We start from the raw sequence: 25,446 nt of genomic DNA, 5'->3' as shown, positions 1-25,446 counted from the left end.
CAAAGAGCCATTAAAGTTCGATATCACCGAACAAGTCAGCCATTGAGAATCCTGTTTGTGTTTCTGGAAGTTCGAAATCACGTTTTTCTTGACGTTTTGGACGACGTGGACGAGCAGCACGTTTTTCTTCTTTTTGTCCTTCTTCTTGAGCTGGACGCTCTTCAAGAGCTTTGATAGAAAGTGATACGCGCTCTGCATCTGCGTTAACTTCAAGAACTTTAACTTGAACTTCTTGACCAACTTTAAGAGCTTCTTTTGGATTTTCAATACGTTTGTGTGAAATTTGTGATACGTGAACAAGTCCATCGATACCTGGCAATACTTCAACAAATGCACCGAAGTCAGTCAAACGTTTAACTGTTCCTTCTACTACATCACCTTTAGCCAATTTTTGCTCAACGCCATCCCATGGTCCAGGTGTTGTTGCCTTAAGTGAAAGTGATACACGTCCTTCTTCTTCGTTAAGATCAAGGATTTTCACTTCAATTTCTTCACCAACAGTTACAACTGATTTTGGTGATACGTTACGTTCATGTGACAATTCAGTCAAGTGAACCAATCCGTCAACACCACCAAGGTCGATGAAAGCACCGAAGCTTGTGATACGGGCAACTTTACCAGTTACTACATCACCAACAGCCAATTTACCGAATACTTCCGCGCGAGCTGCTGCTGTAGCTGCTTCAACAACTTCACGACGTGAAAGGATGAAGCGGTTTTCTTTAGCGTCAACTTCTTTGATTTTAGCATCAAATTCTTGACCTACAAAACGCTCAGTGTTACGTACGAAACGAGTATCCAACATTGAAGCTGGGATAAATCCACGAACACCTTCAAATTCTACTGAAAGTCCACCTTTAACGGCACGAGTTCCTTTAACAGTAACAACTTCTTCTTCGCGACCAACAAGTTTATCCCATGCTTTGCGAGCTTCAAGGCGTTTTTTAGATACAAGGTATGTAACTGTATCAGTATCTTTACCAACTACTTGACGAAGTACAAGAACATCCAATACTTCTCCTACTTTAACAAAGTCATTGATATCTGCATCGCGATCGTTTGTCAATTCGCGAAGAGTCAAGACACCTTCAACACCAGTTCCAGAGATTGCAACGTTAGCTTGAGTCGCATCAACTGTCAATACTTCAGCACTAACAACATCACCAGTCTCAACTTGGCTAACGCTATTTAGCAAATCTTCAAATTCGTTCATCTAAAAAATCCTCCAACAATCAAGTTTTTCTTAAACTTGACATACTTATAATTTTTTTCCTAAGCACCCGCAAGGACATGTTCATATCGTTCACGTCTTTCAATTATAAAAATAAAATACCCTAAGATATTTTGCTTTTTATCTTGATCATTACCTAAGAACTGGGGTAGCTGGATTCGAACCAACGCATGAGGGAGTCAAAGTCCCTTGCCTTACCGCTTGGCTATACCCCATTGATGAAATGGAGAGAGAGGGATTCGAACCCCCGAACCCGAAGGAGCGGATTTACAGTCCGCCGCGTTTAGCCTCTTCGCTATCTCTCCTACAATCAACATGGACTATTATATCATGAAAATTTCAAAAAAACAAGACTTATTTTGCTAAATTATAATTTTCAATCAAAATTTCCACAGCTTTTTCCAATTTTTTATAAAAACTATCGACATTCCCATTCTTTATGATGGCAAATTGTCCGTCTAATTCGGCAATTTCTCCGATAACTCTTTTACCGATAGTCAATGTATAACCTTCAAAACTATCTTTACCAACATTAACTTTTGCATCTGCTACTTGAATTTCGATTTTTTTATCTTTCTTACTCATTTCATACCTCTCTTCACTTTTTCTATTTTACAAGAAAATCCTAAAACTAGCAAGAAAAAACTCTATATCATTCCAAGTCTGATATAGAGTTTTCTACTTTATTTAATGTGTTTTTCTAGTTCTTTTTGGTATTTACCGTTTGATTCCAATTTTTCTTTTTGCCATTTTTTCAGTGCTTCTTCATATTCTTTGGTTGTAACGATATCTTTCTGCAATTTCATACCTTTAAAGATATATGGGTCACCCTTAATACCAACTTGTGAGTATGGTTTTGAGAATGGCACAACATTACTTACAACTGGAGAACCACCAGATGAGGCTGTTGGCATCAATAATGAACTATCTGTCAACCAAGCTTGAGCCTTGGCATATTTTTCATAGCGTTCTTCAAGATTAGTAGTTTCTGAATCCGCATCATCTAATAATTTCTTATACTGATCCAAACCAATCTTAGCTACAACATCCTTATCTTTTCCTTTAGTAATACCAAGGTGTTTCATAGCAGAACCTGATTTAGGATCCATGATAGTTAAATAAGATGCTGGGTCTTGGTAGCTTGGAGCCCATCCTGTACTGTTCAAATCATAGTCTTTTTGAGAAGGAACACGCGCTTGTGAAGTAATTGTCTCCTTTTCATTATCTGTCATTTGAAGAACATCGATGACAACATTTTCAGCACCAAGAGTTGATTCGATTGACTGTTTGAAAGAGTTGCTTTGTTGAACGGCGATGGTATCTGTTTGTTCAACTGGGACATCCAAGTGAATTGGGAAAGTTACCCCTTTAGATTCCAAGTCTTTCTTAGCTTTTTCGAACGCTGCTTTAGCCTTGTCAGGATTGTAGATAGAGTCCTTACCGTCAACTAGCTCAACACCTTTCCATTGGTCACCGTAGTTCACCAACTCTGCTTGAGCGATTTGACCAAAGTTCTTACCACCTGCTTGCACAAAGTTGTCAGGAACAAGACTGTTACGAATAATCTTGTCCGCCCCATCTTCACCATTTAACTGGGCAGCATAAGAATGGCGGTTAAAGGCAAAGTTGATAGCCTGACGGAAGTCCTTATTAAGCATCGCTTCTTTTGTAGAAGTTTTTTGTTCTTCACTTGTTTTCGCAGTTTTATTGTATGACTGACGATTTACGTTAAATGTGAAGTAATAGCTACTTGAATCCTGTGGGCTATAAGTGATTTTATCTCCGTATTGTTCCAAAGTTGAAGCAAAGTTTGAGCTACTTGGGAAGAGACGGGCTGTCGTATAAGCACCAGAAGAGAAGCTACGAATCAAGGATTCCTGATCTGAACCATCGTAGTAGGTCAATTTAATCTTCTCAATTTTTACCTTTTCTTTATCCCAGTAGTTTGGATTTTTCTCGTATTCAATCAACGATTTAGAAGTCAAAGTCTTCAAGATATAAGGACCATTGTAGAGAATCCCTGCTGGAGTAACTGCTCCATAATCTTTGCCTGATGCCTTCAAAAACTCTTCATTTACAGGCAACATCGTCGCTGTTGTAACTTTAGAGTTCCAGAAACTTTCTGGTTTGTTTAGGGTATATTCGACTGTGTAATCATCCAAGGCCTTGACACCAACTGTAGAGAAATCGTTCGTCTCACCAGTCATGTAGGCATCCAAACCCTTGATTGAATTTTGGATGAGAGAGACACCGTCTGACTTACCGTCAGCTACGTGTTTCAATCCTGCTACAAAGTCATGGGCTGTTACTTCTGCATATTCTTCACCTTCAGAAGTGTACCATTTAACTCCTTTACGAAGTTTGTAGGTATAAGTCAAACCATCTTTTGACACAGACCAATCCTCAGCCAAGGAAGGAATAACATTTCCGTACTGGTCGTTTTCCATCAAGCCATCAACCACGTTCCCGATGACATCTGTTGTAGATGTACGAGTCGCTATACTATAGTCCAAAGATGCTGGATCTACTGCATAGACATATGAAAATGTTGTCGGTGCATCTGCTTCTTTATCAGCTTTTCCACAAGCTACTAAAAGAGCTGTTGTGCTCAGGACCACTCCTGCTGTTAAGAGCCACTTTTTAGATTTCATAAAAAATCTCCTTTAGTTAATTTTAATCTACTTTTACAATCCATCCTTCTGGCGCTTCAATATCACCAAACTGAATTCCTGTCAATTCATCGTAGAGTTTACGAGTCACAGGACCTACTTCTGTTTCACTATAGAATACATGGAAATCATCACCGTGTTGAATACCTCCAATTGGAGAAATAACCGCTGCTGTACCACAGGCACCTGCCTCTACAAAACGGTCAAGGTTATCAATTGGGACATCCCCCTCAATAGGAGTTAAGCCCAAGCGGTGTTCTGCCAAATAAAGCAAAGAATACTTAGTAATAGATGGCAAAATAGATGGACTCAATGGTGTTACAAACTCATTGTCAGCTGTAATTCCAAAGAAGTTAGCTGAACCGACTTCTTCAATCTTTGTATGAGTTGAAGGGTCTAGATAGATAACATCTGAGAAATGGCGCGATTTAGCCAATTTCCCTGGCAAGAGACTGGCAGCATAGTTTCCACCAACCTTAGCCGCACCTGTACCATTTGGAGCGGCACGGTCGTATTCATCCTGAATCAAGAAGTTGGTTGGAACCAAACCGCCTTTAAAGTAATTTCCAACTGGCATAGCAAAGATGGTGAAAATGTACTCTTCTGCTGGTTTAACCCCAATAATATCTCCGACACCAATCAAAAGAGGACGAAGATAAAGGGTTCCACCTGTTCCATATGGTGGTACGTATTCTTCATTGGCGCGGACAACTGCCTTACAAGCTTCTACAAACATGTCTGTCGGAACTTGTGGCATCAAAAGACGGTCACAAGTACGCTGCAGGCGTTTAGCATTTTCATCAGGACGGAAAAGTTGAATACTACCATCCTTAGTACGATAAGCTTTCAATCCTTCAAAGGCTTGTTGACCATAGTGGAGACTTGGAGAAGACTCTGAAATATGCAAAGTTGCATCCTCTGTAAGCTCTCCTTGATTCCATTGTCCATTTTTAAAATGAGCAATATAGCGATAAGGTAATTTCATATAGGAAAAACCGAGATTTTCCCAATCAATCGTTACTGTCATATTCCACTCCTTATTCTAAAAACCTATTTCTTTTATTCTACACTATTTTTCTAAAATAGCAAGCATATTTTGTAATTTTCAGAAAATTTCTTCAATAAAAAGAATCTAAGGTATCTGTCGTAATGAATCCTATATAAAAATTACATAAAAAACTCAAATTATTCTCCTATATCGTTTGGTGCAATCTGTTCAGTAACTGAACTTGTTTTGACATACATAGAATCCATATATAAGATCAGTAAGAGGTCTCAGCAGAGGTGAGTTTTATCTTTATAAATATCAAAAAATCAGCCGAGAATTTAATCTCTGAAGCACAAACTATTCAAAAACCACACAGTGTTTCTTTCAACTTGATAATCATTCAAGACGAAATCACTGTGTGGTCATGATTTTTAAGCTAGTGTTTATTGTTTATTTAGATTAAAAACTAACTTTTTCATTTAATTTTCTAAATTCTTTTGGATTTTCTGATTAGAGAAGATTGTCAATTAAGTCATCGACTTCATCTTTTTCAGCTTGAGGTGTAATCTCAGTGATCATAATCCCTGCTACTGCTCGCTCAACTAAGCCCTTAACATCCATTCGTTTTTCATACTGCTCTGCATTTTTAATCTTAGGATTTGTCTTAGGACGGTCAGGTGCAAAAATCGTACAGCAGTCTTCAAAAGGCTGGATAGAAATATCAAAGGTATCGATTGCCTGAGCGATGTCAATGATTTCCAATTTGTCCATAGTAACCACAGGACGAATGACTGGAGTACTGGTCACAGCGTTGATAGTCTGCATGCTTTCCAAGGTCTGGCTAGCTACTTGACCAAGACTTTCCCCATTGATGATAACCAAACCATTTCGCACCTCACGAATACGATCAGTAATCCGCATCATAAAACGGCGTGTCAAGGTCATAAGATAGGCTTCTGGAGCTTTAGCCTTGATTTCCTCTTGAATCTCTGTGAAAGGTACTTCGATAAACTGGATATTGCCCCCAAACTTGGTTAATTTACGAGTTAAATCTTGGGCTTTCTTGAGAGCACCTGGACTAGTGTAAGGTGGGCTGGCAAAGTGAACGGCTTCAATATCTACCCCTCGTTTAAGAGCTAGATAACCTGCCACAGGTGAATCAATCCCTCCCGACAACATGAGCATGCCTTTACCAGAACTTCCCACAGGTAATCCTCCTGCTCCACGAAAAGTTTCATAGGAAATATAGGCAGCCTCCTCACGAATCTCCACCTGAAGATTGATATCAGGATTTTTCATCTGAGCTTGTACGTTTGGAATAGCCTCGAAAACAGCACTACCAAGAGTTTGATTGAGTTCACGACTATCAAGTTCAAAGGTGTGGTCGCTACGCTTACCAGTGATTTTAAATGTCATCCCTTCCTTGTAAGTTTCTTTCATAATCTCTTGGACAGCAGATTTAAGAACTTCCACAGACTTTTCGACTTTATAAACGGGAGAAAAATTTTGAATTCCAAAGACTTGCTTAAGCGATTCTGCTACTGCTGTGTAATCAGCTCCATTGAGGTAAGCATGGGCACGATCACGATCTGCTGTTACTTTTACTTGGGGATAGATAGACAAAACGTCTGAAATATTGTTGCGAAGTTTATTGATGAAACGCATACGATTTTTGTGCTTGGTTGACAATTCTCCGTAACGAATCATAATTTCTGAATACTGCATAAATGCTCCTATCTTACTTTTCTAGTTTGATTGTAAATTAATTTTAACTTGGTCAAAAACTGCTCTACCTGACTCATATCATTTTCAAGGTCTAGGCTAAGACGCACAGCTGATTGGGCCTTATCTTTGTCCACCCCCATAGCAATCAAGGTACCTGCAGGTTTACCAGCCTTGGACGAACAAGCAGAGGTTGTGGAAATGAAAATATCATAGTCTTCAAAGGCGTGAACGATGACTTCACCTCGAACACCCTTAATTCCAAAAGTCAGGATATGAGGGGTAAAGCCTTCCTCATCAGAGAAGACAAATATATCCGGATAGTCCAAAAGCGATTGGCGAATCACTGCCTTCATCTGCTCAGTTTTGCTTGTAAAAATATCTAGCTTTTCCATAGACAAACGGAGGGCCTTAGCTGTCGCTGCAATCCCTGCCACATTTTCAGTTGTCGAACGATAATCACGCTCTTGGCCACCACCTGTTAAAAGAGGCGTAATCTTCTTGCCAGACTTAATATAGACAAAGCCAACACCACGGACACCATGAAACTTATGGCTCGAGAAGGTCGCGAAATCCACTCGTTCTGTCAAATATTTTTCAGTTGGAATCTTGGTAAGTGCTTGAACCGCATCAACATGGAAGGAAATAGTTGGCTTGTCTTCCAAAAGTTCTGAAATAGCCTTAATAGGCTGGATAGAGCCGATTTCATTGTTTACTGCCATGATGGAAACAAGGGTCGTATCAGGTCGTATCAAATCTGCTAGAGCTTCTACATCCACAAATCCTTTCTCATCAACTGGAGCAAAATCTATCTCAAAATCTTGAGATTTCAACCAGAGGGCTGACTCTTTGACTGCTGGATGTTCAATGGCTGATACAATGATGTGCTTGCCAAACTGGGCTTTTTCAAAGGCCACACCCTTGATAACCCAGTTATCTCCTTCTGTTCCACCAGAGGTAAAGAAGATTTCGTCACTTTTCTTGCCAATCAAATCGGCAATCTGTTGGCGGGAAGCATTTAAGATTCGTGTTGCCTGGTCTCCCAAACGATGGAGACTAGATGGATTTCCTAAAATTTTTGAAGCCACCTGCATATAAGTTTCAAGGGCTTCAGGATAAGGCTTGGTCGTCGCCGAATTATCAAAGTAAATCATGTTTTCTCACGCTTTCTAAAATCACTCCTTCTATTGTATCATGAAACAGAGTCTGCGACAAGAAAGGGCAATTCCTCTTTTTTTAAGATTTTTTTAAAGAAATGCGGTATAATAAATTTTAATTAAAGGAGAGAATGTATGTCTAATTATCGTAGAACTTCAAAACCAAAAACAGAACACATCAAAAAAGGCTTTACGGTCTTCCAAAAAACCGTTGCTACTATTGGTAGTATCCTTGGCTTGATTACCGCGAGTATCACGATTATGAACGCCTTGGATAATAACAAAAATACTAAAAAAGAACCTACGACAAGCCAGACAACAATTGTCAAAGAAATTCAAAAAGAATCCCCTCAGGAAAATACTAGTCCAAATAAGGAAAATAACACCACTCAAGAAAAAACACAACAAGAAGAAACACCAAAATCTAGTGTTAAGGAAGAGAAAAAAGAAGAGCATAAAACAGCAACTCAGGACTCTACTCCTGCTCCAAGTAAACCTGCTACTGAAAACGAAAAACAGGGCAAGACGCCAACTTCAGAAAATAAAAGCAATCCTCAGTAAGCACATGATTTAAGAAAAAATTAACTTAAAAATAAAACTACACAGTGACTTCAGCCTTGACCACAATCAAGCCAAAGAGAGACTGTGTTTTTATATAATTGATGTTTTAGAGGGTAGATTCTTGACCAATTTTATGAGATTCATACTCATATAATTGAAACCTAGCTATGTTGTGATGACTTATTTATCTCTAATATAAACTCTGCACGCGCCAACAATACTCTCTCATCTGCTCCAAAGGGGGGCAAGATCCATTTTTCATTTACCTTATATTCGAAATCCTTCTTCATGCAGAAGTTAGTAAGGCCTTTACATCTAACATAAATAGTCTATCTCAACCACTTCATAGATATTAGTTTCTATTTTGTTGTTTTTTAATTATAATAGATTGAAATAAGATATAAACAAATTGATTTAGAAACTCTAATTAATTTCTAAAAATGTTTAGTATATACGGTGTACACTCTAGATTCAATCTGTTATATAAACTAGAACAGAAAAAACGAGCATATCCAACTGATACGTTGCTCGTTTTTTTCTGTCTTAAAGGTGAGTTTTTGCTCAGCCTCTGGTTTTGAGCTGATAGCCCGCAAATCACCCGTTAGACGGGTGATTATGATCACTAAAAATTAAAGAATTCCATGGCCTGTTTGAACAGTAAATCCGTATACTCTGGGTCTTCTTGGGCAATGGTAACTTGTTCTTGAATCATTTCCAAGTCATCTGTTATCATGCCATCAGCTCCCAAATGAACAGATTTATCAAAGGACTCTGAACTATTGATAGTCCACACGTACAATTTCTGATCGGTATTCCAAAGCTTGTTGACAAAATTTTCATCCAAGGTAGAATACTCCATGGTGTAACCTGTAGCTTTCGTTCTTGGAAAAATACTATTGTAAGGTAGGATGAAATAAACTGGAATTTGTGAGTCATAGGCTAACACCTGGTCAATAACATGGTAGTCTAAGGACTGCATTTGGTGATTATTCCGTTTAATAACATCTCCATATTTGTCCATAAAATGTTTCATCATATCTGGACTATCTTTTCGACTGGTTTTAATTTCAATGAGGAGTTTTTGATGCAATTCATTGGCTTTGTTAAGATAATCATCAAAACTAGACACCTTGGTGTGATAGCCATTTTCCGAAATATCGAGTTTGGTTAATTCATCTAAGGTTAAATCTTGAGGATTGGCATTGACTCCTGTCAAATTCTTAATATTAGCATCATGCATCATGACAAACTGGCCATCTTTGGTTTCTTGGACATCCATTTCAACTAAGCCTGGTGATAACTGCGCTGTTTTTTCTAAAGATTGAACTGTATTCTGCACACCATTCCTATTGGAGACACCTCTATGAGAAATAACTAAAGGTTTATTGGCAACTGGAGCTTCCAAATAAACATAACCCTCAAGAGCGAAAAAAATACCGGCACAGCCCATCACTCCCCATCTCATCCAGTGATCTTTCTTTCTCCTTGGCGTGATTTCTAGTTCTTCTCCTGTTAAGAAGGAAACGAACTTAATGAGAAAGTAAGTTAAGGCCATATAGTGGAAATTCTTAATCAAGACAAAGTTGATAATTCCCAGAACAAGAGATTCCTTATGGGTCAGACCATCCATCAGTGCCTGACCTGCTAAGATTGGAATCAATAAAAGAATGAAAAATAGGTAGGTTTTGACGACAATCCAAAATAAGTTCCAGATATAAAACCAAGAATGTTTTTTCGTTTTTTTCAAGCTATAACTGATTGACTCTTTAACCCTTCTTCGATCAAAAAAAATCTGGGGTAAAGCGAACATTAAACGAACGGAAATATAAAACATCATCTGAGCAAATATAAAAATAATTAATCCTAACAGCCAATACTTATCTTCAAAGTATGTCACAATAAAATCAGGAATAACAATTTTATTGAGATAATAAATCTTTAAAATCTTTCGAATCAATGGAAAAAGCATCATGACATAAAAGAAGATAAAGGCCATTTTGGAAATCGTCACTTGTCTCATGAATAAGAAACTCTGACGAAAGACCTTGCGACTGTACTCCAGCAGAGTTCTCTTTTCATGATAGAGGAGGTGTCGAGCTCCGATAAAGAGAAGCCCTATCTGGTAATAGGCGATTAGTAAATTAACGATTACCAGAACAAATAAAGCAAGACTAACAAAGGGAGAACCCTTTATAATAGCAAAAATATTATTGTAGGAAAGAAAGAGATAACCTGTCTGACGGAGCAACAGTCCAGCAATCCAAGAATTAAGTGGTAACCAGACAAACTCAATCATCATGAATATCAAGAAAAAGAGAAAAAGTATTTTATCTAGATTAAAGTATATCTGCTTAAAACCTAGATTTTTAGGTTTTTCAGGTTTCATAGGCACTCCTAGTCAAATAATTGAGACAAGTCCAAGCCTCCAAAAGGATTGTTCGACAGGCTACTTTCTGTCCCTAACAATTCTCTAGCTTGATCGGACTCTAGAAAGGACTCGTAAACAAGCGCCGTCATCCGAGCATCCTCCAAGCTATTATGGGACTGCCCTTGAAATCCAAGAAATGAGGCGACGGTTTGCAATTTGAGATTGGCAATACCATGTAAATCCGAACTACGACGTTCAAAAGCTTCATCATACAAATCCACCTTGTACTGCTGGCTGTAGTCTAAACCATGCTCTGCTAGAATAGGCAAATCACTTTTAGCAGCATTGTATCCAACCATCGGTAAAGAACCCACAAACTCTTGGAAATCTTTTATAACTTTCTCCACTGGAGGAGCATCTTTTAAGGTCTCAGCCGTAATCCCAGTCAAACCATTGATAAAGCTTTTTAAAGGCACACTTATATGAACATAGGAATCATAGGCATCGATTTCCTGACCATCTCTAAAACGCACTGCCGAAACTTGAATCAAGTGTGTTTGTCCTTCGTGCTGATTAAATTCTAAGTCAAAAGCAATGTAATCTTCTAATCGTTCCATTCTATCCTTCTCCTCTACTGTCTATCTTCTTATTTATTTGAACAACTATACTATTCACAAATAAAAGAAGCCATTAGGTTAGCACATAACCTAAACAGCTCCTTGATTATCCTCCAAATAAACGAGCAAAAAAGCCTTTCTTAGTTGATTGGACTTCTTCTTTTGCTTGGTCCAGCTCTAGCTTAAGATTTTCTTGATCCTTCATGGCTTGAAGAGTCAATTGTTGCTGCTGATCGAGTTGTTTGTCTTTCTCCGCAATCTGACGGTCTTTGATACGCATCTGCTCGTCTTTTTCTGATAACTGACGATCCTTTGCTTTTAATTGTTCATAAAGACGAAGAATTTCTGCGTTCTTCTCATCCACTAGAATCTCCATCAGTTCACGTTGCTTGACATCTTCACTGACAGGCTCATCTTCAAAAATCGTTTTTTTATAGATTTCTTCTAGCTTAATCAAGCCACTTCTGGTAACGACTGTTACCCCTTTGTCATTTTTATCTGTGTCTTCTTCTGGTAATTCTTTGACACGGTTATTGATTGCTTGGCGAGATAATCCTAAAACCTCTGCAATCTCACTGACGGTCATTTCAATACTCATAATATCCTCTGAAACGTTTTCTAGCTTTTCTTTACTTAAATCTTATCATAAGCTAGAAAAACTGTCAAATTTTCGCTTAATCTAAGGCCTTCAAAAAGGCTAGTAAGACTTGGGCAGAGCGACGTCCAGCTTCGATAATAAACTCATCAAAAGAGATGTTTGCTTCATGGTTGGCATTGTCACTCATGGCACGGATGACTAAGACTGGAAGATTAAGGGCATGCGCTGCCTGAGCAATAGCCGCTCCCTCCATTTCAACAGCTAAAACTTCTGGGAAATGGGACTTAATCGCTTCTATCTTATCATTTCCTGCAACAAAACTATCTCCTGTAGCAATCAAACCAAGATGCCAATTCTGGTCCAATTGAGATAAACTCTCTTGGATTTTGGCAACAAAGGTTTTGTCTGATTCGAAATAAAGTGGTTGTTGCGCCATTTGTCCATAAGCATAGCCAAAAGCTGTGACATCCACGTCATGATAGGCTAATTTGTCAGCAATCACAACATCCCCGACAGCAATACCTTCTGCTACTGCCCCAGCTGAGCCCGTATTAATGAGAGCATCCACTTGGAAATGATCAGCCAAAATCGCCACACTCATAGCAGACATGACCTTCCCTATTCCACTTTCTACAAGAACGACTTCATGAGAGGCAATGCTTCCTGTGTGATAGGTATTCCCCAAAACAACTTGCTCCTTAGCATTTTCTAAATGCTGGACCAGATACGCCAGTTCTTCTGGCATAGCCGCAATAATTCCTATTTTCATTTCAATTCCTTTTCTATTACAAAAGTTTCATTGCTAAGACAAGCAAAATCAAGAGAAAGATGACAGCAAATAAGATTTTATTTAACTTAGAATTGAAGACATTTCTCTTAGTATTTTCAATGCGACGGCTTTTATGAATAGACGGTTCGACTTGAATCTTCAAGGTTTCCTGGCTAAAACCATGTTCCTTAGGATTAGCATAACCAAAACGGGAAGAAGAAGTTGGTAAAATCTTTGTCTCCTCATCATCTAGCAAAGGAGGACCTGAAATTTTTTCGCCTCTATTAGCTCTTTCAATCATTTCATCCGTTAATAAAGGTTTACCCATACTGACCTCCTCTATTTTTTGTGCAATTCCCAATACTGAACAGCCATAATTGTCTTGGCATCACAAATATGACCTGATTGGATCAATTCCTTAGCTTCTTCTAGACTCACTTCAAGGACTTCCAAGGTTTCGTCTTCATCCTGCGGACGCGGATTTTCCACCTTTGTCAAATCGCTTGCTAAGTACAGTTTTAACTTCTCATTACAAAAGCCAATAGCTGAATAAAAATCGTACAAGAGTTCTAACTTCCCTGTATAGGCTGTTTCTTCCTCTAATTCACGCAGGGCTGCTGCAACAGGGTCTGTATTTTCTCCTACTTCCAATTTTCCAGCTGGAATTTCGTAAGAGACAGCCTCGATAGCTTTGCGGTACTGCTTGACCAAGATGAGTTTTTGCTCATCCGTTACGGCTAAAACACAGACAGCTCCATTGTGGAAAATCAAATCGCGTTGGGCAATCCCCTTGCCTTCGGGTAATTCAACCTGATCTTGAACCAGTTTAAAAATTGGGCCTTGATAGATTTCTTTTCGACTAAGCGTTTTTTCTTCAAATTCCATGACAGACTCCTACTGATTCTTAGGATGATGAGGGAGGCGAGTTGCATATTCATCTTTGTTGACCTGACGACCACGTCCAATAGCAATCGCATCTGCTGGAACGTCTTTGGTAATAGTTGAACCAGCACCAACGAGGGAATTGTCACCTAACTCAACTGGCGCAATAATGGTTGAATTTGAACCAACAAAGACATTGTTGCCAATGACTGTCTTGTATTTGTTTTTGCCGTCATAGTTGACTGTAATGGTTCCTGCGCCGAAATTAACGTGGCTACCCACTTCACAGTTTCCGATATAAGTCAAATGACCAGCCTTGGTATTTTCACCGATTGAAGACCCTTTAACCTCAACAAAATTGCCAATATGAACTTGAGCAGCTAGACTTGAACCTGGACGAATGTGGGCATACGGACCGACAGTTACGCCTTCTGCAACACTGCTTTCCTCAATCATAGAGTTGGTAATGACAGCTCCTGCTCCGATAGTGCTGTCCACTACATAAGTACCGTTTGTCAAAACAGTCTCAGCACCAATTTTCGTTTGCCCTTTCAAGGTAACATTGGCTTCGATTTGAACTTCAGGCGCAATCTCAACATCAATATCGATATAAGCTGCTTCTGGATTGACAAAGCTAACACCATTGACCATGTGTTGATGATTGATGCGACGACGCATGACTGACTCAGCAGTCGCAAGAGCTACACGGTCGTTGACTCCAAGACTCTCATCAAAATCTTTCAAAGTATAAGCACCAACTTTTTCACCAGCTTCACGGAAAATGCCAATGACATCTGTAATATAGTATTCGCCTTGAGCGTTATTGGTATTGATATTTTTCAAAGCCTCAAACAAACGCTCGTTGTCAAAGACGTAAGTTCCAGTATTGATTTCCTTGATTTGCTTTTCAAAATCTGTAGCATCCTTCTGCTCAACAATGCGAAGAACCTCAGCATTGTCATTACGAACAATTCGTCCATATCCAAAAGGATTATCTGTTTCAGCAGTCAAGATAGTGGCCACATTTTTATGATTGATGTGGAAATCAATCAAGTTTTTCAAGCTTTCACCTGTGATTAAAGGAGTATCTCCTGCGATGACCAAGGTGTGACCTGACAAACCTTCTAAGATAGGCTCTGTCATCATAACTGCATGGCCAGTCCCTAACTGTTCAGATTGAGTCACAAATTCTGTCTGTCCAGCCAAGACCTCCTCAACCAATTCTGCCTTGTGTCCGACAACTGTTACTGTCTTTTCAGGTTGGATAGCTCCCACACTACGGAAAACATGTTCCAGCATAGAAATACCCGCAACCTTGTGCAACACTTTTGGCAAATCAGATTTCATGCGAGTTCCTTTACCCGCTGCTAAAATAATGGCATAATTTGACATAATCTTCTCTTTTCTCTAGAAATTCCCTTTTATTATACCATATTTCAAATCATTCCGCGCCCTTGAATGAAAAAATGCTCCAAAGTCCTTTCCTTAACCCATTTTTTGAGTATTTTTTTTGATTTTTTCCCATTTTTAAGGTAAAATTATGAGATATGAGAAAGAAAATTAATCCGCTTATTTTATTTGGTTTTTTTGGGATTATAATTTTCATTTTAATCCTAAATCGCCCTCGTTTTGAAGATCATCCTGTAAAAACAAAATCCAATATCGCCCAAGTACAGACACAAGCACTACATAATATAGATAAACCAGTAATTGATGTTTCTGGTTGGCAACGTCCTGAGGAAATTAATTACGATACTCTGTCCCAAAACATTTCTGGAGCTATCGTTCGCGTCCATAGTGGCGCTCAGTCTTTAAAAGAAAACGATGCTTCCTTTATCAATGGGATAGATAAGGCCTTTAAGACCCATATTACCGAGTTTCAAAAACGAAATGTACCCGTTGGGGTCTATGCCTTTGTAGCTGGAAAAAGTGTCCAAGAAATGGAAAAGGCTGCCGAAGTATTTTATAACGCCTCTTCACCATACACTCCTAGTTACTATTGGCTAGACGTGGAAGACAAAACCATGTCCAATATGAACGAAGGTGTTGAAGCCTTTCGGGCAAAACTAGAATCGCTAGGTGCTAAAAATATCGGAATCTACGTTGGGGTCTACTTCATGGAAGAACACAGTATTGATACAGATAAGTTTACCTCTGTTTGGATTCCTTCATACGGTTCAAATACTGGCTTTTTCGAAAGCAAACCTAATACGGACTTAGATTACGACATCCACCAGTACACTTCTAAAGGAAAAATTGCTGGCTTTGACCACGATTTAGATATCAACGTCATCTCTTCCTTAAAAAACAAAGAAGAAACTTTTAGAAAACTCTTTTTAAAACCTTAAAAGCATTTGTTTATCATTTGCTTTTTCTTTTGTGTTTGATTGTGATACAATATAGTAAGGATTTTTTGAAATAGAAATAGTTGGAGGAAAAATATGCTCTCGTGGTTAGCACGCCTTATTAAAGGGATTGTGATTGCTCTTGGTTTTATCCTACCGGGAATTTCCGGAGGGGTTCTAGCAGCAATCTTAGGGATTTATGAACGAATGATTGGCTTTCTGGCCCACCCCTTTAAAGACTTTAAAGAAAATGTTTTGTACTTTATTCCAGTTGCCATCGGTATGCTTCTGGGAATCGGCTTATTTTCTTATCCGATTGAATACCTGCTTGAAAATTATCAGGTCTTTGTCTTATGGAGCTTTGCAGGGGCCATCATTGGTACTGTTCCGAGCCTACTAAAAGAATCAACTCGAGAATCTGACCGAGACAAGATTGATTTAGCTTGGTTCTGGGCCACCTTTATCATTTCTGGACTAGGTCTCTATTCCTTAAATTTTGTTGTTGGAACCTTAAGCGCCAGCTTTCTTAATTTCGTCCTAGCAGGGCTACTATTGGCTCTTGGAGTATTGGTTCCTGGTCTCAGTCCATCAAATCTACTTTTGATTTTGGGACTCTATGCTCCTATGTTGACTGGTTTTAAAACCTTTGACCTCTTGGGAACCTTCTTCCCGATTGGAATTGGGGCGGGTGCCACTCTCATCGTTTTTTCAAAATTGATGGATTATGCCTTAAATAACTACCACTCACGCGTCTATCATTTCATCATTGGAATCGTCTTATCAAGTACTCTTTTGATCTTGATTCCAAATGCAGGAAACGCTGAAAGCATTCAATATACCGGTATTTCACTTGTTGGTTATGTCATCATCGCCTTCTTCTTTGCTTTAGGAATCTGGCTTGGTATTTGGATGAGCCAATTGGAGGATAAGTATAAATAATGGCAAAAAAAGTTAAAATCAAAAAAACATTGGTGGAACAAATCCTGTCCAAAGCAGGTATCCCACATCAAGGGATTCAAATCAATGCCCTGGAAGGAGAACTTCCGAAAGATTATGAACGAGATCAGATTTTCAAAACCTTGGCTCTTTTAGGAGATAAGACCGGACCGATTATCGGAATTGTACCTATCACTCAACACCTATCGGAAAAGAAATTAGCTAAAATTTCTGGCAATAAAAAAGTGAGCATGATTCCACAAAAGGACTTAGAAAAAACAACAGGTTACATTCATGGAGCCAATAATCCTGTCGGTATTCGTCAGAAACACAATTATCCCATTTTTATCGATAAGATTGCCCTAGACTTGGATCAAATGATTGTCTCTGCTGGGGAAGTTGGTCACAGCATTATCGTCGCACCACAAGACTTAGCTAGCTTTGTAAAGGCTGACTTTGCAGATATTTTGGAGGACAGCAAGTAATGAAACTCTACTTTGTCCGCCACGGCCGTACGGTCTGGAACCAAGAAGGACGCTTTCAAGGTGCTAGTGGCGGTTCTCCCCTACTTCCTGAATCTATTGAAACCCTTAAAAAACTTGGTCAGTATCTCAAGGAAATTCCTTTTGATCATATTTATGCAAGTGATTTACCTCGAGCAGTCAAATCTGCCGAAATTATCCAAAGTCAACTCCAGACTCCCTGTCCTTTAAAATGCGTTCCTAATCTCCGTGAATGGCAGCTGGGTAAATTAGAAGGTTTGAAAATCGCAACTTTGGAAGCTATTTACCCGCAACAAATCCAGGCTTTCCGTACGAATCTTGCCAAGTTTGACACTCAAATGTTTGAAGCTGAATCCCTCCATAGCACAACTCAACGGACCATCCAATTTATCAAATCACTCAAAGATAGTCCGGCTGAGCGTATTCTAATTGTCGGCCACGGTGCCAATCTTACTGCCAGTCTTCGTACTCTTCTAGGCTATCAAGAACCACTTCTTCGTAAAGATGGTGGTCTAGCAAATGCCAGCCTGACAATTCTAGAAACCCATGATTTTGAAACATTTACTCTCGATACTTGGAATGATACTTCCTATCAATAACAGGACTTGATTATAGCGTCAAGTTCTTTTTAGTTTTGAAAGATTATCCGTGAATTTCTTGCTTATTTATGATAAAATAGAAGTATCGCAAAAATGACTCATCGTATTCAATTTTGAGTAAAACTAGGAGGATCCCATGTCAACAGAACATATGGAAGAACTAAATGACCAGCAGATCGTTCGCCGTGAAAAAATGGCTGCGCTTCGTGAACAAGGAATCGATCCTTTCGGAAAACGCTTTGAACGCACTGCAAATTCACAAGAATTAAAAGATAAATTTGCTGACCTTGATAAAGAACAATTACACGATAAAAACGAAACAGCTACTATCGCAGGACGCTTGGTAACTAAACGTGGTAAAGGAAAAGTTGGCTTTGCCCACCTTCAAGACCGCGAAGGTCAAATCCAAATCTACGTACGTAAAGATGCTGTCGGTGAAGAAAACTACGAAATCTTCAAAAAAGCAGACCTAGGTGATTTCCTTGGTGTCGAAGGTGAAGTGATGCGTACAGATATGGGAGAACTCTCTATCAAGGCGACTCACATTACACACTTGTCTAAGGCCCTTCGTCCTCTTCCAGAGAAATTCCACGGTTTGACAGACGTTGAAACAATTTACCGTAAACGTTACCTTGACTTGATTTCTAACCGTGAAAGCTTTGAGCGTTTTGTCACTCGTTCAAAAATCATCTCTGAAATCCGTCGTTACCTTGACCAAAAAGGTTTCCTTGAAGTGGAAACACCTGTTCTTCACAACGAAGCTGGTGGTGCGGCGGCCCGTCCATTTATCACCCACCACAATGCCCAAAACATTGACATGGTACTTCGTATCGCGACTGAGCTTCACTTGAAACGCCTTATCGTTGGTGGTATGGAACGCGTCTATGAAATTGGCCGTATCTTCCGTAATGAGGGAATGGATGCCACTCATAACCCTGAATTTACTTCTATCGAAGTCTACCAAGCTTATGCAGACTTCCAAGACATCATGGACTTGACTGAAGGCATTATCCAACACGCTGCTAAATCAGTTAAGGGCGATGGTCCGGTTAACTACCAAGGTACTGAAATCAAGATTAACGAACCATTTAAACGTGTTCACATGGTGGATGCTATCAAAGAAATTACTGGTGTAGACTTCTGGCAAGATATGACTTTGGAAGAAGCTAAAGCTATCGCTGCTGAGAAGAAAGTTCCAGTTGAGAAACACTACACTGAAGTTGGCCACATCATCAATGCTTTCTTTGAAGAGTTTGTTGAAGAAACCTTGATTCAACCAACCTTTGTCTATGGACATCCAGTAGCTGTATCTCCACTTGCTAAGAAAAATCCTGAAGACGAACGCTTTACTGATCGTTTCGAGCTCTTTATCATGACTAAGGAGTACGGTAATGCCTTTACTGAGTTGAACGACCCAATCGATCAGCTTAGCCGTTTCGAAGCCCAAGCTAAAGCTAAAGAACTTGGTGACGATGAAGCGACAGGTATCGACTATGACTACATTGAAGCTCTTGAATACGGTATGCCACCAACAGGTGGTTTGGGAATCGGTATCGACCGTCTCTGCATGCTCCTTACTGATACAACCACTATCCGTGACGTATTGCTCTTCCCAACAATGAAATAATCCCTTATCCTCTGGTACTTGCTAGGGGATTTTTCGATGCAAAAAGAGACTGAGGTAACACTCAATCTCTACTTTTCACTTCTTTGGTTGCTACATCTTCTCCAAACCATTTTTGGCTGATTTCTTGGAACTTCCCTTCTTGGTAAAGTTGAACAAAAGCTTGGTTTAAAGCTTGTAGTAATCTTTTGTCAGCAGGTCTAACTCCGACCGCAAAAGATTCACTTTCAAATCCTGCTGAAAAAACATTGTAATCACTTAATATACCTTCAGACTGGAGATAGTAATTAGCATACACTCGGTCAATCAACAAAGCATCAATCCGGTCATTTTTCAAATCAATCAAGGCCTCATTAAAACTCTGGTACTGATTAGCCTTCTGGTCTTTGACACGATTTTTCAGTAAATCTGGCTGGGCCTCAAAGTCAAGATAACCAGATGAACCGGCTTGCGCTCCCAAGGTCTTATCCTTCATATCCTCTACCGAATGAATCTGCTGGCTTTTCTTAGCAACCAAAACCTGCTGATTTTCCATATAAGGAATGCTAAAGACAACTTTCTCTCGGCGTTCATCAGTCGCAGAATAACCATTCCAGATGGCGTCTATGGTTCCATTTTGCAGTTCCGTCTCCTTCATATCCCAGTCAATTGGCTGAAATTGCACCTTAAAACCCAATTTTTCAGAGACAGCTTGTGCTAAGTCAATATCAAAGCCTGTATACTGTCCATTCTTTTCTTCAAATCCCATAGGTACGAAGGTATTATCAAAACCAATAGTAATAGTCCCCTGCTCTTGATATTTATCCCAGTTATCCTGCTTTGGATCACTAGCCTTCTGAGTACAAGCTGTTAAAAAGAGTGTCAGGAGAGAAACCAATACTAAAGCAATTTTCTTATTAGTCATTGGCACCTCCTACTTGGGCTCAACCTTGAGAATCTGATCTGCGATATTTTCAGCGAACTGTAAATCGTGGGTAACGACAATCTGGGTCATGCCAAGTTCCCTATTTTGCAAGATCAGTTTTTCCACTTCCAAGCGCAATTCTGGATCCAGAGCAGAAGTTGGTTCATCGTAGCCAATGATTTCTGGGTCAATCATCATAGCACGCGCCAAGGCCACCCGTTGCTTTTGCCCACCAGATAGTGAGAAGGGATAGGCGTCTGCATGACCAGCCAGTCCTAACTGTTCCAAAAGCCCTCGCGCCTTCTTCTCAGCCTCTTCCTGCTTCATCCCCATAGTCTTCACAGGTGATAAGGTCAAATTATCTAAAACTGATAAATGAGGGAACAGTTGAAAATCTTGGAATACAAATCCCAGTAAATTCCGCTTCTCCAATTCATCCAGTTCTAAAGGTTCTCCATTATAAAAGATTTGCCCTGAATCAATGGTTTCAAGACCCGCAAGCATACGTAAGAGAGTTGTCTTACCTCCACCAGAAGGCCCAACGATAGCCAGGATTTGCTTTTCAGGAATTCTTAAACTAAAATTGGACAAAATTTGCTTTTCACCAAATCCCTTATTGATATTTCGTAATTCTAACATGGTTGCCTCCTATCTATAGTAACTATACTTCTTCTCAACTTTTTTGGCAAGAATGGTCACAATACCAATCAAAATCAAGTAAATGGCTCCTGCCAAGAACATAGGAACCAGGCTAGCATCACGGTTGGCAGCTGTTCGACTAGCCAAGATAAGGTCAGAAATACCTAGAGCATAGACCAGAGAGGTATCCTTGACCAAACTCATAACTTCATTAAACACGCTAGGAAGAACAATCTTGGTTACCTGAGGTAATATAATATAGCGAACTGTGTCAAAGGGACTAAACTTCAAAACCTTAGCAGCTTCATATTGACCTTTAGGAATGGTATCAATTCCCCCACGGAAGATTTCAGCAAAGTAAGCCGCATAATTTAGAACAAAGGCAATAATGGCCGCAGGAAGGCGATCCAAACGAATCCCAATACTCGGGAGCACATAATAGATAAAGATCAATTGTAAGAGCAAGGGTGTGCCCCGCATAATCCAGATATAAATGTTAATCAGATGATGGAGGAGCTTCCAATGGACTTGCAAGGCAAAGGCAATCAAAACGCCCAAAGGAATAGAAAAAATCAAGACCAGTGCAAACACCTGTAAAGTCATGCTTGCACCGCTCAATAAACTCGGTAATATCTCAAACAAATAAGACATACTAGCACCTCCTAAAAATAATTGTTCCTATTATAGCATAAATAAACTAAATAACCAATCATTTTTGTAAAAAAATTCTTTTTTTAACAGAAAAAGTGTAGTTTTTTGAATCTAGAATAGAATAACATAACTTCTAGAGCCTTGTTAGACATTTGATTTGAATTCCCTAATCTATTTGTCCATATTCTATTCCACTCTACTATAACTGATACTCAATTAAAATCAAAAAGCAAACTAGGAAGCTAGCCGCAAGCTGTACTTGAGTACGGTAAGGCGACGCTGACATCGTTTGAAGAAATTTTCGAAGAGTATAAGCATACAAAAAGAAAGGACAAATTTTGCCCTTTCTTGATCTTATCTTCTATTTGTTACAGTTAACTTGACTGATAATTGGAGTTTTATCTTACGTATTTAAGATGGATTGTCTTTTTTAGTTCGTGCCAATCTCAGGGCACGATTTGGATTGAGACGATTAAATAGTTCTTCCAATTTCTTTTCATTCCAAACATCTGCGGCGGAAACAAAATTACCATCCGCATCTCGGAAAGATATCGGTTTATCTCCCATGCCAGTCTCCTAGTCTACAAATTCAAACTCAAATTTACCAATGCGGACCAAGTCCCCATCCTTAGCACCACGCGCACGAAGGGCTTCATCAACCCCCATACCACGAAGCTGACGAGCAAATTTCATGACAGATTCATCACGATCAAAGTTAGTCATATTAAAGAGTTTCATGAGTTTTTCACCAGACAGTACCCATGTCGCATCGTCATCACGGCTAATTTCAAAGGCTTTTTCTTCCTCGTCAAAGCCGTAGTAAGCTTCTTCCTCCATATCTGACTCGTCGTAGAGCAAGAATTCTGGTGTCTTATCTAACAATTCAGCTGTCGCATCCAAAAGCGTTGCCAGCCCTTGCTTGGTTAAACCAGATATTGGGAAAATGGCTGGCAACTCTTCAAATTCATCGTAGTTTTCAGCTAATTTTTTCTTAAATTCTGCAAGATTTTCCTGACTCTCAGGCATATCCATCTTATTGGCTACGATAATCTGTGGACGCTCCATGAGACGAAGATTGTATGACTCCAACTCCTTGTTAATAGCAAGATAATCCTCATAAGGATCACGTCCTTCGCTAGCTGACATATCAATGATGTGAAGTATGACACGTGTACGCTCGATGTGACGGAGGAACTGGGTTCCCAAACCAACACCTTGACTAGCACCTTCAATCAAACCTGGTAAATCAGCTACTGCAAAGGATTCACCTGATTGGGTACGAACCATACCTAAATTTGGCACAATAGTGGTAAAGTGGTAGGCACCAATTTTAGGTTTAGCTGAGGTAATAACACTTAAAAGTGTTGATTTCCCAACAGATGGGAAACCTACCAAACCAACATCTGCCAAGATTTTTAGTTCCAATTGTAACTCACGTTCCTGACCTGGTTCCCCATTTTCAGAGATTTCAGGTGCAGGATTTTTTGGTGTCGCAAAGCGAATATTTCCACGACCACCGCGACCACCGTGGGCTACAATAAATTCTTGACCGTGTTCAATCAAATCTGTCAAGATCTTGCCAGTCTCTGCATCACGAACAGTTGTACCTTGTGGTACTCGAACTCTAAGATCCTCTGCACCACGACCATGCATCCCTTTGGTCATTCCTTTTTCACCAGAATCAGCCTTGAAATGACGATTGTAGCGGAAATCCATCAAGGTACGCAAACCTTCGTCTACAACGAAGACCACATTTCCTCCACGACCACCATCACCACCCCAAGGACCGCCATTAGGGACATATTTTTCACGGCGAAAGGCAACCATGCCATCACCACCATTACCAGCCTTGACCTTGATCTTGGCTGTATCTAAAAACATACTCATTTTTTCTTCTCACTTTAAAAAAGGGCTGGGAAATCCCAGTCACAAAATTTTCTTGAATCTATTTTATAGATTACTGAGGGCACCAATTGCAGTTGCAAAAATTCCCAAAATACTTGCTACTAACATGATAAGCACGATAAGCAAGGTTAATTTCTCAAACATAGTTTTTTTACGTTTTCCATTATCTCCAAATGCCATTTTTATCTCCTTCGTTACATTCTATTTTCTATTATCTTAGCATGAATTGAGCTAGTTTTCAATAGTCACTTGCTACTGGTGCAATAATCCATAAAATGATATAAGCTACAATTCCAGCTCCGTAACAGCAAGCAAGGACACCCCAAATAACTCGAACAATAGTCGGATCCATATCTAGATAATAGGCCACCCCGGCACAAACACCAGCAATCTTTTTATCACGACCACTTCTCATTAATTGTTTTTTCATAGCTTTTCCTCTTTCTATTCTTCACGGTCTTTCCAATAATCTCTCATGCTAATCAGCTGTGTTTTTGATGCCTTTAGCATCCGTCTAGAGCCTTTTACGGGTACAGCAACCACCTGTTGCGGTAGATACAAAACTGTTTTAAAAATACGCTGACTGACCGTGTCATCTTTGGCTAAATCTTTCTCGAAATTATTTGAAATAATGGCATCCAGATAAAATTCATGCACCCGTTTTCCAAAGTTCTCAGCAGAAATCTCGTATAGTTTTTCTGATAAGGTATGCTCATTCATATCTGGCGTTGCAATTAGAGCCTCTAAAATAGCTCCAGCCAAATCATGTTCACCGTAATACAAGGTTCCAAACATTTTATCACTGATAAGATTGTCCAGATAAGGATTTCCGTGAGCAATGACAGGCGTTCCACTAGCTAAGCTTTCCAAGTATGTCAAACCCTGCGTTTCACTTGTCGATGCCGAGATGAAGAAATCTGCCGCCTTATAGTAAAGAGCCGTCTCACTAGGAGCAATCATCCCTGTAAAGATAACGGAGTCTTGAATCTCTAGTTTCTGGGCTTGCTCTTTGAGGTCATCCAGATAAGGACCATCACCCGCTACCACCAATTTGACCTTGTCTTCTTCTTTCAGAACTTCTGCAAAGGCTGCCAATACTGCTTGAATATTTTTTTCATAGGAAATTCTAGAAAGACTCAGCAACATCTGTTCGTCATCTTGAATCCCTAGTTTACTACGCAGTTCTTTCAAATTTTCCTGCTTAATTTCTGGACGCTCAAACTTGGCTAATTCAATCCCAGTCGGAATGACGCGTTTTTCAATCTTGACCTTATAGTCAGCTAGCAAGTCACGAACAATCTCACTAGGGCAAACAACCCCATCCACATCGTGCAGGAAACCTCTGACCAGATACTTGACCATACTCGGACGAATCAGAAACCCCTTGGCAATATAATGGACATAGTCTTCATACTGGGTGTGATAGGTATGAATGACGGGAATTTCCAATTCACGCGCAATCCAAATCCCCAACAAGCCAAGAGAAAATTCTGTCTGAGTATGGATAACATCCAGTTGATACTGTTTAGCAATTTCAAGCGCCTTGCTGAAACCTCGATAGGCAAAACGACGGTCTTTAAAAGCAAAAAAAGGAACACTTGGAATGCGGATAATTTGCCAATCTTCATAGCGATTGACATCCTTATCCGTCGTCGTAAAGATAAAAACAACATGCCCCTGCTTTTCAAGTTCTGTTTTCAGAGTTCGAATACTGGTCGCAACACCAGAAACCTGAGGAAAATAGGTATCTGTAAATAAACCAATTCGCATAGATTACC

Annotated in this window: 27 protein-coding genes and 2 tRNA genes; 6 read left to right on the top strand and 23 right to left on the bottom strand. The window is 39.6% G+C overall.

What is annotated here, in order from left to right:
• Positions 1-10 precede the first annotated feature (10 nt).
• The 8 genes from rpsA to AXK38_04060 all read right to left on the bottom strand — a co-directional run bounded on the left by rpsA (position 11) and on the right by AXK38_04060 (position 7,764).
• Complete coding sequence (gene rpsA, locus AXK38_04095) at positions 11-1,213, bottom strand: 30S ribosomal protein S1 (GenBank protein AMH88479.1); 1,203 nt, start codon at positions 1,211-1,213, stop codon at positions 11-13.
• Positions 1,214-1,374: 161 nt separating this feature from the next.
• A tRNA-Gln gene (locus tag AXK38_04090) sits at positions 1,375-1,446 on the bottom strand.
• Between the two features lie 9 nt (positions 1,447-1,455).
• Positions 1,456-1,536 (bottom strand) — tRNA-Tyr (locus tag AXK38_04085).
• A 49-nt stretch (positions 1,537-1,585) separates the two neighbouring features.
• Complete coding sequence (locus AXK38_04080) at positions 1,586-1,816, bottom strand: branched-chain amino acid aminotransferase (GenBank protein AMH88478.1); 231 nt, start codon at positions 1,814-1,816, stop codon at positions 1,586-1,588.
• Positions 1,817-1,914: 98 nt separating this feature from the next.
• A complete protein-coding gene (locus AXK38_04075) occupies positions 1,915-3,882 on the bottom strand; it encodes a peptide ABC transporter ATP-binding protein (protein ID AMH88477.1) in 1,968 nt (655 codons plus the stop codon).
• Between the two features lie 22 nt (positions 3,883-3,904).
• Positions 3,905-4,927 carry a branched chain amino acid aminotransferase gene (locus AXK38_04070; GenBank protein ID AMH88476.1) on the bottom strand — a complete coding sequence of 341 codons (1,023 nt, stop codon included), beginning with the start codon at positions 4,925-4,927 and terminating at the stop codon, positions 3,905-3,907.
• Between the two features lie 471 nt (positions 4,928-5,398).
• Entirely contained in the window at positions 5,399-6,613 is a 1,215-nt protein-coding gene (locus tag AXK38_04065) for a thiamine biosynthesis protein ThiI (GenBank protein ID AMH88475.1), read from the bottom strand.
• Positions 6,614-6,621: 8 nt separating this feature from the next.
• Positions 6,622-7,764: an aminotransferase V gene (locus tag AXK38_04060; protein AMH88474.1), complete on the bottom strand. Its 1,143-nt coding sequence runs from the start codon at positions 7,762-7,764 to the stop codon at positions 6,622-6,624.
• A gap of 138 nt (positions 7,765-7,902) precedes the next feature.
• Between AXK38_04060 and AXK38_04055 the strand changes: the two genes are divergently transcribed.
• Positions 7,903-8,328 (top strand): hypothetical protein, encoded by a 426-nt coding sequence (locus AXK38_04055; protein ID AMH88473.1) that lies wholly within the window; start codon positions 7,903-7,905, stop codon positions 8,326-8,328.
• A gap of 622 nt (positions 8,329-8,950) precedes the next feature.
• Here AXK38_04055 and AXK38_04050 read toward each other — a convergent pair.
• From AXK38_04050 to glmU, 7 genes are all read right to left on the bottom strand, one after another.
• On the bottom strand, positions 8,951-10,714 hold the full coding sequence (locus AXK38_04050; GenBank protein ID AMH88472.1) for a glycerophosphodiester phosphodiesterase: 1,764 nt from the start codon (positions 10,712-10,714) through the stop codon (positions 8,951-8,953).
• Positions 10,715-10,722: 8 nt separating this feature from the next.
• A complete protein-coding gene (locus AXK38_04045; protein ID AMH88471.1) occupies positions 10,723-11,313 on the bottom strand; it encodes a DNA polymerase III subunit epsilon in 591 nt (196 codons plus the stop codon).
• Positions 11,314-11,419: 106 nt separating this feature from the next.
• A complete protein-coding gene (locus AXK38_04040; protein AMH88470.1) occupies positions 11,420-11,911 on the bottom strand; it encodes a hypothetical protein in 492 nt (163 codons plus the stop codon).
• A gap of 76 nt (positions 11,912-11,987) precedes the next feature.
• Complete coding sequence (locus AXK38_04035; protein AMH88469.1) at positions 11,988-12,680, bottom strand: 5'-methylthioadenosine nucleosidase; 693 nt, start codon at positions 12,678-12,680, stop codon at positions 11,988-11,990.
• Between the two features lie 16 nt (positions 12,681-12,696).
• Positions 12,697-13,008, bottom strand: a complete 312-nt coding sequence (locus AXK38_04030; GenBank protein ID AMH88468.1) for a foldase — start codon at positions 13,006-13,008, stop codon at positions 12,697-12,699.
• Positions 13,009-13,019: 11 nt separating this feature from the next.
• Positions 13,020-13,565, bottom strand: coding sequence for an ADP-ribose pyrophosphatase (locus AXK38_04025; protein AMH88467.1), 546 nt, complete (start codon positions 13,563-13,565; stop codon positions 13,020-13,022).
• A 9-nt stretch (positions 13,566-13,574) separates the two neighbouring features.
• Entirely contained in the window at positions 13,575-14,954 is a 1,380-nt protein-coding gene (gene glmU, locus AXK38_04020; protein AMH88466.1) for a bifunctional N-acetylglucosamine-1-phosphate uridyltransferase/glucosamine-1-phosphate acetyltransferase, read from the bottom strand.
• A 155-nt stretch (positions 14,955-15,109) separates the two neighbouring features.
• On the opposite strand from glmU, the gene AXK38_04015 reads away from it, so the two are divergent.
• The 5 genes from AXK38_04015 (at position 15,110) to AXK38_03995 (ending at position 19,572) form a co-directional block, all read left to right on the top strand.
• Positions 15,110-15,910 carry a glycosyl hydrolase family 25 gene (locus AXK38_04015; GenBank protein ID AMH88465.1) on the top strand — a complete coding sequence of 267 codons (801 nt, stop codon included), beginning with the start codon at positions 15,110-15,112 and terminating at the stop codon, positions 15,908-15,910.
• Positions 15,911-16,003: 93 nt separating this feature from the next.
• A complete protein-coding gene (locus AXK38_04010; GenBank protein ID AMH88464.1) occupies positions 16,004-16,846 on the top strand; it encodes a hypothetical protein in 843 nt (280 codons plus the stop codon).
• Positions 16,846-17,328 (top strand): aminoacyl-tRNA deacylase, encoded by a 483-nt coding sequence (locus tag AXK38_04005; GenBank protein AMH88463.1) that lies wholly within the window; start codon positions 16,846-16,848, stop codon positions 17,326-17,328. The genes AXK38_04010 and AXK38_04005 overlap by 1 nt, the downstream gene beginning before the upstream one ends.
• Complete coding sequence (locus AXK38_04000; GenBank protein AMH88462.1) at positions 17,328-17,945, top strand: phosphoglycerate mutase; 618 nt, start codon at positions 17,328-17,330, stop codon at positions 17,943-17,945. Before AXK38_04005 ends, AXK38_04000 begins: the two co-directional genes overlap by 1 nt.
• A 136-nt stretch (positions 17,946-18,081) precedes the next feature.
• Positions 18,082-19,572 carry a lysine--tRNA ligase gene (locus AXK38_03995; protein ID AMH88461.1) on the top strand — a complete coding sequence of 497 codons (1,491 nt, stop codon included), beginning with the start codon at positions 18,082-18,084 and terminating at the stop codon, positions 19,570-19,572.
• A gap of 61 nt (positions 19,573-19,633) precedes the next feature.
• On the opposite strand, the gene AXK38_03990 is transcribed toward AXK38_03995, so the two are convergent.
• The 8 genes from AXK38_03990 to AXK38_03955 form a co-directional block, all read right to left on the bottom strand.
• Complete coding sequence (locus AXK38_03990) at positions 19,634-20,473, bottom strand: glutamine ABC transporter substrate-binding protein (GenBank protein ID AMH88460.1); 840 nt, start codon at positions 20,471-20,473, stop codon at positions 19,634-19,636.
• 9 nt (positions 20,474-20,482) lie between these two features.
• Positions 20,483-21,112 (bottom strand): amino acid ABC transporter ATP-binding protein, encoded by a 630-nt coding sequence (locus tag AXK38_03985; protein AMH88459.1) that lies wholly within the window; start codon positions 21,110-21,112, stop codon positions 20,483-20,485.
• Between the two features lie 9 nt (positions 21,113-21,121).
• Positions 21,122-21,763, bottom strand: coding sequence for an amino acid ABC transporter permease (locus AXK38_03980; GenBank protein AMH88458.1), 642 nt, complete (start codon positions 21,761-21,763; stop codon positions 21,122-21,124).
• A 411-nt stretch (positions 21,764-22,174) separates the two neighbouring features.
• A complete protein-coding gene (locus AXK38_03975) occupies positions 22,175-22,330 on the bottom strand; it encodes a hypothetical protein (GenBank protein AMH88457.1) in 156 nt (51 codons plus the stop codon).
• 9 nt (positions 22,331-22,339) lie between these two features.
• A complete protein-coding gene (obgE, locus tag AXK38_03970; protein AMH88456.1) occupies positions 22,340-23,650 on the bottom strand; it encodes a GTPase ObgE in 1,311 nt (436 codons plus the stop codon).
• A gap of 63 nt (positions 23,651-23,713) precedes the next feature.
• Entirely contained in the window at positions 23,714-23,848 is a 135-nt protein-coding gene (locus AXK38_03965) for a hypothetical protein (GenBank protein AMH88455.1), read from the bottom strand.
• Positions 23,849-23,906: 58 nt separating this feature from the next.
• A complete protein-coding gene (locus AXK38_03960; protein ID AMH89628.1) occupies positions 23,907-24,083 on the bottom strand; it encodes a PspC family transcriptional regulator in 177 nt (58 codons plus the stop codon).
• A 29-nt stretch (positions 24,084-24,112) separates the two neighbouring features.
• The gene (locus AXK38_03955; GenBank protein ID AMH88454.1) at positions 24,113-25,438 is read right to left on the bottom strand and encodes a 1,2-diacylglycerol 3-glucosyltransferase; all 1,326 of its coding nucleotides are present in this window, start codon (positions 25,436-25,438) and stop codon (positions 24,113-24,115) included.
• Positions 25,439-25,446: the final 8 nt, after the last annotated feature.

Origin of the sequence: Streptococcus mitis (assembly GCA_001560895.1) — a bacterium.
Classification (GTDB): Bacteria; Bacillota; Bacilli; order Lactobacillales; family Streptococcaceae; genus Streptococcus; species Streptococcus mitis_Q.
The sequence above is the reverse complement of the archived record's forward strand: the minus strand, read 5'-3'. Positions and strand labels throughout refer to the sequence as shown.